Here is an 11,809-nt window from a genome sequence, read left to right as displayed (position 1 = left end):
TGGTTGCGGGGGCGGTGGGGGAGATTGATCGTTGCTTCTGGTCTTTCAGATTGATGACCGTCGGGTAATCCAGTTATTTGCTAGTGTCCTAATGGGAGTACGCCTTCTCAAGCTTTGTCGAGCTTATTTCCGCACACCACGGAGGTGACACCATGAGCATGTTGAACGACGAAGATCTGGCACTGATACAGGAAAGATTTGATGAGCATGACCAGGATAAAGACGGGTATATAAGCGTTGCGGAGTGCGAACGCATCATGGCTGATTTCATGAGCGAGGATCAGATCAGTGAGTTCTTTGCCAGGTCAGATTCAAACAAGGACGGTAAGATCAGCTTCGATGAATTCAAAGCAACCGTAAATTGAAATAGCCAGGGCCTTGAACTGGAATACAGGGCTGTATCCGGCTTGCTTGCGATGATGGCCGCACGGCGGCATCTTTATAGAATGACTTTATGCCATCGCCAGCAACCCGGCTCCTGTAAAGCCCGACTCAGCGCATCAACCGATCCAGTACCGCCTGCATCTTCGGCCGCTGCTCAAGCCATTCTTCGCGGGTAATGCCCAGCAACACCACGTCCATGCGGCGGCCGTCCTTAATCACGTTCTGCCGCCGCACACCTTCGATGACAAAGCCGAACTTCTCATGCAGACGGATCACCGCCATGTTGCTTTGCAGCACTTCGCAGTTGAGTTTTTCCAGGCGCACGATATCGAACGCATGATTGAGCAACCACAGTTCCACCTGGCTGCCGACGCCTTTGCCTTGCAACGCCCCGTCCAGGTAGAAGGCCCAATCGGCGCTATGATGCAGGGCGTTGATGGCGTTGAGTGAAACCACGCCCGCAGGCTTGTCGTCGAGCATTACCACGAACACCGATTGCCGAGGGTTGCCCTTCAAGGATTCAAGCCAGGCGGCGTGTTCATCAAGAGAGATTTCGTGCTCGGTGTACATGAACTTGCGCACGGCAGTCTGGTTGCGCAGGTTGCGGACTTCGGCCTGGACTTCGGGTGTCGCGTCCAGCAACGGGATGAACTGCATGTTGGCGTCCCTGCTACAAGGATAATGGACCTCAGAAGCTTTTAGAGTACGTGCCATTATCGGCATGAACAAGCAACTGCGCTACGCCAGCGCCTGCAAGGCTTGCAGCACTTGGCGCAGCGCTTTGCTCAGGGGCTTGTCCTGGCGCAGGGCGATGCCCAGGGTACGGCTCAGGGGCGGATTGAGGCTATGTACCTGCAGGCCGCGACGATGGTGTTCGGCCGCCACCGCCATGCTTGGCACGATGCTATAGCCGAGCCCGGCGGCCACCATTTCCTTGATCGCTTCGATACTGCCCAGCTCCATCACCGGCTTGATGCGCAGGCCCGCCTGCAAGTACCACTCGTTGATCAGCAGGCGCGTGCTGCTGCCTGCTTCGAACACCACCAACGGCGCCTCGCTGAGGCTGATCGGTGTCAGTGACTCAGGTACGTGGCCGGTGTCGGCAGAGAAAATCGCCACGAACTCATCCTCCAGCAACGGCGTCACCGCCAGGCTGCGTCCGGCGGCGGGAAGGGTGACCAGGGCCAGATCGAGACGGTTCTCTTCCACTGCCTTGAGGATGCCGTCGGTATTACCGGTGCTGACCCGCACATCGAGGTCCGGAAATTGTTGCCGCAACCGCTGCAGCAGGGGCGGCAGCAAGTGGATACAGGCGGTGGCACCGGTGCCAATGGCGATCTGCCCGGCGATGCCTTCGGCATGGCTGGACAGCTCCAGCAGCGCGTCCTGGACCACCGCATCGATGCGACCGATGTGGTCCAGCAACGTCAGGCCCGCTGCCGTGGGTTTGAGACGTTTGCCTACGCGCTCGATCAGGCGCAGGTTCAACCGCTGTTCCAGCAAACGGACATGCAGGCTCACGGCCGGTTGCGTCAGGCTCAGACGCTCGGCTGCCGCTGAAAAGCTGCCGTGATGAATGACCTGGGCAAAGGTGTGCAAGTGGTTGAGGTTGAGGCGGTTCATATCAAAGTTTTACTTATGCTTTGGATGATTAATCATAGCTTTGTTTAGAGATGGCCGGGCGGCATCATGGTTTCACTTTATTTGCAGCCGCCAAGCGAGACCGATATGCCAGCTGACAAACTGATCCTGCGCGATGCCCGGGACGACGATATGCCCGCCATCCAGGCGATCTACGCGCACCACGTGTTGACCGGCATTGCCAGCTTCGAACTGGAAGCGCCGAGCCTGGAAGAGCTGCAACGGCGCCGCGCCGACGTTCTCGACAAAGGCTTGCCTTATCGCGTCGCGGAGCTGGCAGGCGAAGTGGTGGGGTACGGCTACGCCACCCTGTATCGGCCGCGCCCGGCCTACCGCTTTACTGTCGAGGATTCGGTGTACGTGCGTGATGGCATGGCGGGGAAGGGTATCGGCCAGGCAGTGCTGGGGGATGTAATCGAACACTGCACCGCCGGCGGCTGGCGGCAGATGATTGCGATCATCGGCAATAGCGAAAATATCGCCTCGATCCGCCTGCATGAACGCATGGGTTTTCATCGTGTCGGCGTATTCGAACGGGTGGGTTTCAAGCATGGGCGTTGGGTCGATACCGTGCTGATGCAGCGAGCATTGGGTGAAGGTTGTGACAGTGCGCCGTGCTGATCGGCCATGGCCAGTCTGCCGCGGCGCGTCGTGTTGCAATTGGGCCTGGCCCAACTGATCAACTGGGGGGTGACCTTCTATTTGCCGGGCGCTTTTGCTCCAGCCATCGTTGCCGATCTGGGCTGGGGCGGTCAGCAGGTGTTTGCCGGGTTGTCGGTGGCGTTGTTGGTCATGGGCCTGATCTCGCCGTTGAGTGGCCTGCTGATCGAACGCTTGGGCGGGCGGCGTCTGATGCAGATCGGCGCTCTATTGAATGCTTCGGGCTGCATCGGCTTGTCGCTGTGCAGCACGCCAGGCGTTTATTTCGCGGCCTGGGCGTTGCTTGGCCTGGGCATGCGCCTGTCGCTCTACGACACCCTGTTCGCCACGCTGGCGGGGCTGGCCGGTGCTGCGGCCCGGCCGGTGATGGTGCAGATAACTTTACTGGGCGGTCTGGCCTCGGCGGTGTTCTGGCCATTGGGTCATGGATTGCTCGAGGCTTTTGGCTGGCGCACGGGGATTGCCCTGTATGGCGTATTGGCCTTATGCAGCGGCCTGCTATTGAGTGGTTTGCCGAACACCGCAGCACCGCGATCCCGGCAGCCTGACGAGCCGCCCGCCACAGCCTCCTGGCCGCGCAGGCTCGGCTACGCCCTGAGTGTGACGCTGATCAGCTTTATCTCCGCCGGCCTGTCTGCCCATTTGCCCGGCCTGTTAGTGGACTTCAACCTGCCGCTATGGCTGGCGGCCTTGTGGGGCATCGGTCAGACCTGCTCGCGGCTGGCGCAAAGCTTGCTGGCCCGCTCGCTGCCAGCACTGCGCTTGAACGTCTGGGTTGGTATGGGCCTGACCCTGTGCTTTGCCATCGGCCTGTGCAGTCAGGGGCGGATCTGGCTGGCCTGTGTGTTTGTCTTTGGCTACGGCGCCATGAATGGTCTGGCGACTTTGCTGCGGGCCAGCCTGCCGTTCGAGTTGTTCGAGCATGGGCAATATGCGCAGTTGGTGGGGCGGCTGCTGGCGCCGGGGTTTGTTTTTGCGGCTATGGCGCCCTGGTGTTACGCGGCAGTGCGGGAAGTGGCGGGGGAGGAGGGGATATTGGCGCTGTCGTTGGGGCTCAGTCTGGTCATGTTGATGATTGCGCTCCACTTGCGTCGACAGATTACTTGAGGACAGCGACCCTCGTCGTTGAAGCGAGGCTTGCCCGCGAAGGGGGCGATATATCCATTACATCTCTTGAGTTTGATAAATCGCTTTCGCGGGCAAGCCTCGCTCCCACATGAAGTGATACTTAGCGAATTTTGATAGATAAATTGCATCTTTGCTTAGAATTTAAATGCATTTCTGTAATGTTTTGTTCGGTGATAGGGTTCTAACCAATCGCTGGAACCTTGAGAAAAGTTATTAAAAGGACTTTCAGGTCACAGCTTCGTCCTCACTTTTTCAAGGAATACCTGCATGGCCGGATTCGATCACCTGAGCCGCCGTCGTCTGTTGGGCCTGACCGGCGTCGCCTTGGCCAGCCCGCTGTTACTGAGCCTGCCGCGTCTGGGCCGGGCTGCCGATGAGCATGCCGGGCATCACGCCGACGGCGAGCCTGCCGGGACCGGCGACTTCATCCGTCTGGCCGAACCGCGCAAGCTGAAACTGGCGATCAACCTCAATGCCGTATGTCTCGCGCCGGTGGTCATCGCCCATGGCCAGGGCTTCTTTACCAAGCACAATCTGGACGTTGAACTGGTCAACTTCGGTAACTCCACCGAAGTGCTGCTCGAAGCCATTGCCACCGGCAAGGCTGACGCCGGGATCGGTATGGCTCTGCGCTGGCTCAAGGCCCTGGAGCAGGGCTTCGACGTCAAACTCACCGCCGGTACCCATGGTGGCTGCCTGCGTCTGTTGAGCGCCACCAGCGGCTCCATTACCAAACTCGAAGATCTCAAGGGCAAGGCCATCGGTGTCACCGACATGGCCAGTCCGGACCGTAACTTCTTTTCCGTGCTGCTCAAGCGCCACGGCGTCGATCCGGTACGTGATGTCGAGTGGCGCCTGTATCCCGCCGACCTGCTCGGCACGGCCCTGGAGCGCGGTGAAGTGCAGGCCATCAGTGGCAGCGACCCGTTCATGTATCGCCTGATCAAGGGCGGCAAGGCCCGGGAGCTGTCGTCCAACCTGGTCGAGGAATACGCCAACATCAGCTGCTGCGTGGTCGGTGTAACCGGCAAGCTGACCCGGGAGAATAAACAGGTGGCGGCCGCGCTGACCCAGGCCATTCTCGAGGCCCATGACTACTCGGTGAAACATCCGGACGAGGTTGCCAAAGGCTTCCAGGCCTATTCCCTCAATACCAGCACCGAGGAAGTCGAAGCGATCCTTCATGATCACACCCACGGCCACCATGCGGTCGGCGCGGAACTCACCAAGGAAATCGCCACCTACGTCAAGGATCTGCAAGGCGTCGAGGTGATCCGCGCCAGCACTGACGCCAACGCCTTCGCCAAGGAGATCACCGCCGATGTCTTCAGTTGAGTTGACCGATATTGGCAGCCCTGCTGCGCGCCGCCCCTTGCAGTTCTGGGGGCAGGGCGTGTTGGCGGTGCTGGCCTGGATCGGCGTTGCCGCGCTGATCAGCTATTGGCCCAACGCCAGCCGCAACTGGCCGATGACCGACGGCCTGGCGCGCTTGTCTCTGGTCGTGGCGGGGTTGATCGTGGTTGCGGCTATCGCCGGGCGCTGGTGGCCGGGTTTGGCGCGGCGGGTTCGCGGGGCAGGCGCCTGGCTGATTGCCTTGCCGATTCTGCTTGGCGCATGGGAGTTGCTCACCGCCAAGCTGGGCCTGCTGCCGGTGCCGTTTTTCGCGCCTCCCCAGGCGTTGCTGGATGTCTATGTCGAGGACTGGTCGCGTCTGGCCGACAGCCTCTGGCACTCGGCGTTGCTGCTCGGCAGTGGCGTGGCGTTGGGTGCGGCTACCGGGTTTATCGCCGGGGTCGCCATTGGTTGGTCGCGCAGTATTGGCTATTGGCTGCACCCGGTGCTGCGCATCCTCGGCCCGGTGCCGTCCACGGCTTTGCTGCCGCTGTGTTTCTTTCTGTTTCCCAGTAGTTGGAGCGCCAGTGTGTTTCTGATCGCGCTGGCCACCTGGTTCCCGGTCACGGTGCTGACCTGGTCCGGTGTGGCCAGTGTCGACAAGGCCTACTACGACGTGGCCCGAACCCTGGGCGCCAAGCAGAGTTTCCTGATCTTCCACGTGGCGATTCCCGCCGCCTTGCCCCATGTCTTCGTCGGTCTGTTCATGGGCCTGGGCGCCTCGTTCTCGACCCTGGTGGTAGCGGAAATGATGGGGGTCAAATCCGGCATCGGCTGGTACCTGCAATGGGCCCAGGGTTGGGCGGCCTACGCCAATATGTACGCAGCGCTGCTGATCATGGCCCTGGCCTGTTCCGGGTTGATTTCGGCGCTGTTCCTGATTCGTGACCGGCTGTTGGCCTGGCAGCAAGGAGCAATGAAATGGTAGCGGCAGCCGCTTCGAAAGAGAGCGCAAGCACGGCCGGACTGGCCCTGCGTATCGACAACATCAGCCATGGTTTTTCCCTTGAGGGCCAGCGCCTGGCGGTGCTGGACAAGGTCTCCCTGGATATCGCCCCCGGTGAATTCGTCGCGCTGCTCGGGCCTTCGGGCTGCGGCAAGTCGACCTTGCTGCGCCTGGTGGCAGGACTGGAACCGGCCGACAGCGGCAGCTTGCTGGCTGACGGCGAGCCGATCAAAGGCCCGGACCCAAGTCGCGTGGTGGTGTTTCAGGACCCCACACTGTATCCGTGGCGCCGGGTGCGCGACAACGTTGCCCTGGGCCTGGAGGCCCAAGGCCTGCTCAAGACCCACTCGGCAAAAATCGATGCGGCATTGGCCAAGGTCGGCCTGAGTACTTTTGGTCGTGCCTATCCCCGGCAACTGTCCGGTGGCATGGCGCAACGGGTGGCTTTGGCCCGCGCCCTGGTGAACGAGCCGCGCCTGCTGATCCTCGACGAGCCCCTGGGTAAGCTCGACTCCCTGACCCGCATCGCCATGCAGAAGGAACTGATCGACCTTTGGCAACGCCAGGGCTACACCGCTCTGCTGGTCACCCACGATGTTGAGGAAGCCCTGTTACTGGCCAACCGGGTCATCGTCTTCAGCGATCGTCCGGCCAGTATCAAAGCGCAACTGACCATCGAACGGCCATATCCGCGCCATCGTGATGATCCGTATCTGGTGGATTTGCGTAAGCAGATTCTGGGGTTGCTGGGGTTGGCAGATAACTGGTGAGATTGGTGCCTCGCTTGAATCTTTGGGAGCGGATTTATCCGTGAAGAGGTCGGTACATTCGATGCATTTCCATCGTCTGGGCTGCCAGCTTCGCGGATAAATCCGCTCCCACAAGGTCTCTTCACGGCCTCAGGAACCGGGCAATTCCTCCAGCGCCTTGCCCACCAGCGCATCGATCAACTGCATCTGCTGCACTGCCGAAAAGATCTGGCTGCGTTCCGGATCCTTGAGGTTATCGGCGCATTCATAGAGCGACACCCAGTTGCAGCGCAGCATACCGCTGGCATGGTTCAGGGCTTCGATGGCGGTCAGGTTTTCGTTGGCTTTGAAGGGTGGGGCGGGGGTGGTGTCTTGCATGGGGTTTGACTCCTGATCAATCGGTGAGGAGCCGACACCATCATCGCTACTACACGATCAGGGTGGCGGCCGCGCGCAGGGTAGTAGTCCGGAGATCAGGCACCCGGTACACCCGAAGGTGTCCTGCGCACGGCCACCATAAAAACCAGGCCGTAAAAAAGCGCCTGCAGAAGGTGGCGCGGTGCGCCTGATAAAGCCGGGCTACTACACCCGTTCGTTGAATTGGCAACGACCGGCGCAGACTAGGGACCGAAATTCACAGGCGCAAGAGGGTGGGGATTGTCTCGGAAACTTCACTCAAGGGAAACAGACGAGTCCTGCAAGATGTTGCCGATGCTCGCGGCATATGTCCCGTCGAGCACAACCTGTGGGAGATTCTATATCTGCTGTAAAGCCAGAGCAGCCCCTTCGCGGATGAGTCCGCACACACATGCTGCACCGGCCTTGTGAAATGTTTAGAAACAAACCCGCCCAAACCCTTCATCCGCGTGGCAATGCCCTCATCGGGATATCTGATCGGAATAATCCCCGCGAATGAGAGTTTTCTCTTGTAGGGAATGTTTCGTGCATCTATAAGAAATCTCTCTCATTTTTGTAGATTTAACGGACTGAACTTATGAGCGATACCTGGAACGAAGGCTATTTCACGGACGTGGGTTATACCTATGGCTATTACCGGGAAATCAATCCCGTGTTCCAGCGCTACTGTTTGCTGCTCAGAGGCCTGGGGGGTGTCGAGAGTGCCAATGCCTACCACTGCGAGCTGGGCTTTGGTCAGGGTGTCTCGGTCAATATCCATGCGGCGGCCAACCCCGGGCAGTATGTGGCAACCGACTTCAATCCGGCTCATGCCAACCATGCCAACAGCCTGGCCGCCGGCTTCAACAGCTCGGCGCGGCTGTATGACGACAGTTTCGAGCAATTGCTGGCCCGGGAAGACCTGCCACAATTCGACAGCATCAGCCTGCATGGCATCTGGACCTGGATCAGCCGCGACAATCAGAAGCTGATCGTCGAGTTCACCCGCCGTCACCTCAAGCCCGGTGGCGTGCTCTATATCAGCTACAACTGCCTGCCGGGCTGGTCGCCCCAGGCACCGTTGCGCCAGCTGTTCACGCTGCACGACCGTTTTGCCGCGCCAGCCAGTGGCGCGGTGGGCCGGGTCGAGGCGGCGCTGAAGTTTTCCGAAGCGCTGTTGGCGGCCCAGCCAGCCTATGCCAGGGCGGTGCCGGGTCTGGATGCCAAGCTCAAGACGGTAATGGGCCAGAACCGCAATTACGTGGCCCATGAATACTTCAACCGCGACTGGAACGTCATGTACTTCACCGACGTGGTCGACGCCCTGGCCCCGGCCAAGCTCGATTACGCCTGTACCGCTGTGACCCAGGACACCGTGGATGCGATCAATTTGAGCGCCGAAGGCCAGACCTTTCTCAAGGCCATCGAGCACCCGATCATGCGCGAGCAGGCCCGGGATTATTTCGTCAACCAGCAGTTCCGCAAGGACCTGTACGTACGCGGTGCGAGCAAGCTGGCCGATAGCGAACAGCGCGAACGCATGCTCAATACGCGCTTTGTGCTGACCCAGTCGGCCGACAGCGTGCCGAGCAAAGTGACCGGCGCCATGGGCGAGGCCACCCTGCAGCAGGAGATCTACGCGCCATTGATCGAAGCCCTGGCGGCCAAGGCTTATGCGCCGAAAACCATGCGCCAGTTGGCGGCTGCGTTGCCGTCGCCGAGCTACCCGATTCTTAGTCAGGCGATTGCCATTCTGGTCGGCCTGGGGGCCGTGGCACCGTGTCAGAGCGAAGCGGCCGAGAAGCAGGTGCAGGTACGTTGTGCAGCGCTGAACCAGCATCTGTGCCAGCAGGCGCATTTCGACAAGCGGGTCGAGGTGTTGGCCAGCCCGGTGACGGGCGGCGGCGTGACCGTGGATCGCTTCCAGCAACTGTTTCTCAACGCCATTCGCCTGGGCCGCAAGCAACCTGCGGAATGGGCACAGTACGTCTGGCAGATCCTCGCCGAACAGGGCCAGCGCTTGCTCAAGGACGGCAAGGCCATGGAAAGCCCCGAAGACAACCTGGCCGAGCTGACACGTCAGGCCGAGGTGTTTGCTGACAAGGGCCTGGCGGTGCTCAAGGCATTGCGGGTGGCGTGAGGCAGCCACGCTGTTGAAATCTTTGTGGGAGCGGATTCATCCGCGAATACGGCATTACAGGCGACCTGCATGCGTCGGATATGTTGGCCTTTTCGCGGATGAATCCGCTCCCACAAGTGAATAGGTGCAATCCATGCACCTGCACGGGGCTCAATGCATCGTCGCCCGCACCTGCCGTGTCGGGCTTGGGGTGCTGTCGACAATCCAGTCCGGCCAGACATCCATGGACCACTCGGCGGTGCGGCACTGTTCATGGAGGATCGCCAGCCACTGGCGCAGGGGTTGTTGTGCCAGCAGCAGGGCAGCCTTCTTCTCGCCGCTCTTGAAGGTCAGGGCGATGATGTCCGGGGTGCGGGTGATGTCGATGGCATCGACCAGCAGACGGCTGTCCTGGGGATGGGCCAGCACCGGGGCCTGATGCGGCAACTGCGCCACGGCGGCCTGTTGGGCGAAGGCCTGGATGGCGTCGGTGTGGTAATCCGGCACCGGCGAGGCGCGGCTGGCGCTGGAGGAGGGCTGTAACCAACTGAGCAGGTGCGGCAGCATGCGCTTGAGCAGGCGCTGGGTCAGCCAGAACACCATGGGCTCGCCCGCTTCAATCTCGCCGACCAGACGCAGACGGTCCTCGGACTCGTCCATTTCCGTGGTCACTCGCTTGAGTTCCACCGGCTCGCTCGCCAATACCGCATCTTCCGTAGTCACGCATACGCTCCAGATTAAAAGCCGCAAAGCTTACTAGATGGCTGCGCCGGAGGCGTTTATCAAGGGCAGCGGGCAACCGGCGATCCGGAAGATGGGCTGTCCTGTGGGACCGGCTTTAGCCGGGAAAACACCTTCCCGGCTAAAGCCGGTCCCACAGGGGCAACTAAAGGCATTGGTTATGCCGAACGCGGCAACAGGCTCGTCGCATTGTCGAGGCTGGCCAGGTCCATCAGTGACATATGCCACTCGGTGCCATCGAGCATCTCGTCGAGGTAGTCATCACTGGCGGCCAGGTCTTCGTGCCTGAGCTGGCTGGCGGCGAGGGGGTTGATCACCATCAGGGTGTCACCGTCGGCTTCGGCGGCCGCAGTGCGTTGAGGGGCAAAGGCATTGATCAGCAACGACAGGTAGTTCATGGCTACTTCTTCCTTTAGGTAGAACGTCAGGTCAGTGGATACGCGCCCCACTTTCTGCACTGTTTATGAACGGTGGGCCGTGCGGCGGTTCTCGCTGGTGCGCGATGGGCGCTGAACGTCCTGTGTCAGTGGTGTTTTGCAGGTTTGCCCGGTAAGTGTTGAAATTTTTGTGCCAAGTCGACGACCGTACGGAGATTTCACTGAAAGCCTTCAGTGAGCCCCGTATGATGGCAGCGATTTTCCGCCTGAGGTCTTGTTGCGATGCTGAAGTATTTCGCCGTTCTGCTGCTGGCCCTTGCCGGTGCCGCCCATGCAGCTGTTGATCAAGCACAGCCTGTGCTGCAGACCGATCTGGCGCTGAGCTATCTGGCCCAGGTCGATGACAGCATTCCGGACAAGCCTCTGGTTATCTTCCTGCATGGCTCCGGCACCAACGAAGAGGATCTGTTCGGCCTCAAGGATGAACTGCCGGCCGAGTACAACTACCTGTCGGTACGTGGTCCGCTCACTCAGCAGGAGGGCGCCTATCGCTGGTTCGCCAGCCGTCCCGACGCTGCTGAATACGACGGTGTGAGCGCCGACCTGCAACGCAGCAACGAGCTGCTTGGCCAGTTCATTGCCCAGGCCACCGAGAAGTACCATACCCAGCCACGCAAGGTGTTCCTGATCGGCTTCAGCCAGGGTGCGATCATGAGTTACGAAGTTGCCCTGCGCCATCCAGAGCTGGTGGGCGGTATTGCGGTGCTCAGCGGCAAGGTGTTGTCAGTACTGCAACAGGAACTCAAGGCGGACAATAGCCGCCAGTCCCTGGCGATCTTCATCGGCCACGGCAGCCTCGACCCGGTACTGCCGGCCAGTAGCGCCAGCGGTGCCCGTGTGGTGCTGGAAACCCTGGGGCTCAACCCGGATTACCACCTCTACGAAGGCATGCGCCACACCATCAATAACACCGAAATGAACGACCTCAATGCCTGGTTGCAGCGCGCGGCAAGCCGGCCATAAAGCCTGGACGAAAAAAAACCGCCCGGGGAGGGGCGGTCAAGTTGCGTTCCTGGAGCGGAGACAAATCGCAATGAGGTCAGATTAGCGATTTTTCCGGCGGGCTATTAGTCGTGCGTATCGATAGCAGGTATGCCTGAAAAGAATGGCAGCGGGGATCCGTGAAACCCTGTGGGACCGGGGGGAGCCCGGGGGGGGGGTTTGACCGGGGGCCCCCGGCCCCCCAAACCCCCCAATTTTGAGGAGTAGGAATAAA

The 11,809-nt window shown here is 60.5% G+C and carries 13 protein-coding genes; 8 read left to right on the top strand and 5 right to left on the bottom strand.

Features of this window, described 5'->3' with window-relative positions:
* Positions 1-152: 152 nt before the first annotated feature.
* Positions 153-365 (top strand): EF-hand domain-containing protein, encoded by a 213-nt coding sequence (locus ACCD02_RS32050; RefSeq protein WP_413310601.1) that lies wholly within the window; start codon positions 153-155, stop codon positions 363-365.
* 127 nt (positions 366-492) lie between these two features.
* Here ACCD02_RS32050 and pseH read toward each other — a convergent pair whose 3' ends face one another.
* Positions 493-1,041, bottom strand: a complete 549-nt coding sequence (gene pseH, locus ACCD02_RS32045) for a UDP-4-amino-4,6-dideoxy-N-acetyl-beta-L-altrosamine N-acetyltransferase (RefSeq protein ID WP_413310600.1) — start codon at positions 1,039-1,041, stop codon at positions 493-495.
* A gap of 81 nt (positions 1,042-1,122) precedes the next feature.
* Positions 1,123-2,007 carry a LysR family transcriptional regulator gene (locus ACCD02_RS32040; RefSeq protein ID WP_413310599.1) on the bottom strand — a complete coding sequence of 295 codons (885 nt, stop codon included), beginning with the start codon at positions 2,005-2,007 and terminating at the stop codon, positions 1,123-1,125.
* A 105-nt stretch (positions 2,008-2,112) separates the two neighbouring features.
* Between ACCD02_RS32040 and ACCD02_RS32035 the strand changes: the two genes are divergently transcribed.
* The 5 genes from ACCD02_RS32035 to ACCD02_RS32015 all read left to right on the top strand — a co-directional run bounded on the left by ACCD02_RS32035 (position 2,113) and on the right by ACCD02_RS32015 (position 6,921).
* The gene (locus tag ACCD02_RS32035) at positions 2,113-2,646 is read left to right on the top strand and encodes an N-acetyltransferase family protein (protein WP_413310598.1); all 534 of its coding nucleotides are present in this window, start codon (positions 2,113-2,115) and stop codon (positions 2,644-2,646) included.
* A gap of 6 nt (positions 2,647-2,652) precedes the next feature.
* Positions 2,653-3,792, top strand: coding sequence for an MFS transporter (locus tag ACCD02_RS32030; RefSeq protein ID WP_413310597.1), 1,140 nt, complete (start codon positions 2,653-2,655; stop codon positions 3,790-3,792).
* A 288-nt stretch (positions 3,793-4,080) separates the two neighbouring features.
* Positions 4,081-5,148: an ABC transporter substrate-binding protein gene (locus ACCD02_RS32025; protein ID WP_413310596.1), complete on the top strand. Its 1,068-nt coding sequence runs from the start codon at positions 4,081-4,083 to the stop codon at positions 5,146-5,148.
* Entirely contained in the window at positions 5,135-6,133 is a 999-nt protein-coding gene (locus ACCD02_RS32020; RefSeq protein WP_413310595.1) for an ABC transporter permease, read from the top strand. Before ACCD02_RS32025 ends, ACCD02_RS32020 begins: the two co-directional genes overlap by 14 nt.
* Complete coding sequence (locus ACCD02_RS32015; protein ID WP_413310594.1) at positions 6,127-6,921, top strand: ABC transporter ATP-binding protein; 795 nt, start codon at positions 6,127-6,129, stop codon at positions 6,919-6,921. The genes ACCD02_RS32020 and ACCD02_RS32015 overlap by 7 nt, the downstream gene beginning before the upstream one ends.
* A gap of 129 nt (positions 6,922-7,050) precedes the next feature.
* Here ACCD02_RS32015 and ACCD02_RS32010 read toward each other — a convergent pair whose 3' ends face one another.
* On the bottom strand, positions 7,051-7,278 hold the full coding sequence (locus ACCD02_RS32010; protein ID WP_413310593.1) for a DUF6124 family protein: 228 nt from the start codon (positions 7,276-7,278) through the stop codon (positions 7,051-7,053).
* Positions 7,279-7,894: 616 nt separating this feature from the next.
* On the opposite strand from ACCD02_RS32010, the gene ACCD02_RS32005 reads away from it, so the two are divergent.
* On the top strand, positions 7,895-9,436 hold the full coding sequence (locus ACCD02_RS32005; RefSeq protein ID WP_413310592.1) for a class I SAM-dependent methyltransferase: 1,542 nt from the start codon (positions 7,895-7,897) through the stop codon (positions 9,434-9,436).
* A 150-nt stretch (positions 9,437-9,586) separates the two neighbouring features.
* Here ACCD02_RS32005 and ACCD02_RS32000 read toward each other — a convergent pair whose 3' ends face one another.
* Both ACCD02_RS32000 and ACCD02_RS31995 read right to left on the bottom strand, forming a co-directional pair.
* Positions 9,587-10,138, bottom strand: coding sequence for a hypothetical protein (locus ACCD02_RS32000; protein ID WP_413310591.1), 552 nt, complete (start codon positions 10,136-10,138; stop codon positions 9,587-9,589).
* 176 nt (positions 10,139-10,314) lie between these two features.
* Positions 10,315-10,554 (bottom strand): hypothetical protein, encoded by a 240-nt coding sequence (locus ACCD02_RS31995; RefSeq protein WP_413310590.1) that lies wholly within the window; start codon positions 10,552-10,554, stop codon positions 10,315-10,317.
* 261 nt (positions 10,555-10,815) lie between these two features.
* Here ACCD02_RS31995 and ACCD02_RS31990 point away from each other — a divergent pair, with 261 nt between their 5' ends.
* Positions 10,816-11,556, top strand: a complete 741-nt coding sequence (locus ACCD02_RS31990) for an alpha/beta hydrolase (RefSeq protein WP_413310589.1) — start codon at positions 10,816-10,818, stop codon at positions 11,554-11,556.
* Positions 11,557-11,809 lie beyond the last annotated feature (253 nt).

Source organism: Pseudomonas sp. Pseusp88, from assembly GCF_047303955.1.
Classification (GTDB): Bacteria; Pseudomonadota; Gammaproteobacteria; order Pseudomonadales; family Pseudomonadaceae; genus Aquipseudomonas.
Note: the sequence above shows the minus strand (reverse complement) of the source record. Positions and strands in the feature narration are given on the sequence as shown.

What these genes read in the sequence shown, in the direction of transcription:
- ACCD02_RS32035 (WP_413310598.1), top strand. Translation starts at nt 2,113, where the DNA reads ATGCCAGCTGACAAACTGATCCTGCGCGATGCCCGGGACGACGATATG.
- pseH (WP_413310600.1), bottom strand. Translation starts at nt 1,041, where the DNA reads ATGCAGTTCATCCCGTTGCTGGACGCGACACCCGAAGTCCAGGCCGAA.
- ACCD02_RS32050 (WP_413310601.1), top strand. Translation starts at nt 153, where the DNA reads ATGAGCATGTTGAACGACGAAGATCTGGCACTGATACAGGAAAGATTT.
- ACCD02_RS32020 (WP_413310595.1), top strand. Translation starts at nt 5,135, where the DNA reads ATGTCTTCAGTTGAGTTGACCGATATTGGCAGCCCTGCTGCGCGCCGC.
- ACCD02_RS31990 (WP_413310589.1), top strand. Translation starts at nt 10,816, where the DNA reads ATGCTGAAGTATTTCGCCGTTCTGCTGCTGGCCCTTGCCGGTGCCGCC.
- ACCD02_RS32025 (WP_413310596.1), top strand. Translation starts at nt 4,081, where the DNA reads ATGGCCGGATTCGATCACCTGAGCCGCCGTCGTCTGTTGGGCCTGACC.
- ACCD02_RS32015 (WP_413310594.1), top strand. Translation starts at nt 6,127, where the DNA reads ATGGTAGCGGCAGCCGCTTCGAAAGAGAGCGCAAGCACGGCCGGACTG.
- ACCD02_RS32005 (WP_413310592.1), top strand. Translation starts at nt 7,895, where the DNA reads ATGAGCGATACCTGGAACGAAGGCTATTTCACGGACGTGGGTTATACC.
- ACCD02_RS32010 (WP_413310593.1), bottom strand. Translation starts at nt 7,278, where the DNA reads ATGCAAGACACCACCCCCGCCCCACCCTTCAAAGCCAACGAAAACCTG.
- ACCD02_RS31995 (WP_413310590.1), bottom strand. Translation starts at nt 10,554, where the DNA reads ATGAACTACCTGTCGTTGCTGATCAATGCCTTTGCCCCTCAACGCACT.
- ACCD02_RS32040 (WP_413310599.1), bottom strand. Translation starts at nt 2,007, where the DNA reads ATGAACCGCCTCAACCTCAACCACTTGCACACCTTTGCCCAGGTCATT.
- ACCD02_RS32030 (WP_413310597.1), top strand. Translation starts at nt 2,653, where the DNA reads ATGGCCAGTCTGCCGCGGCGCGTCGTGTTGCAATTGGGCCTGGCCCAA.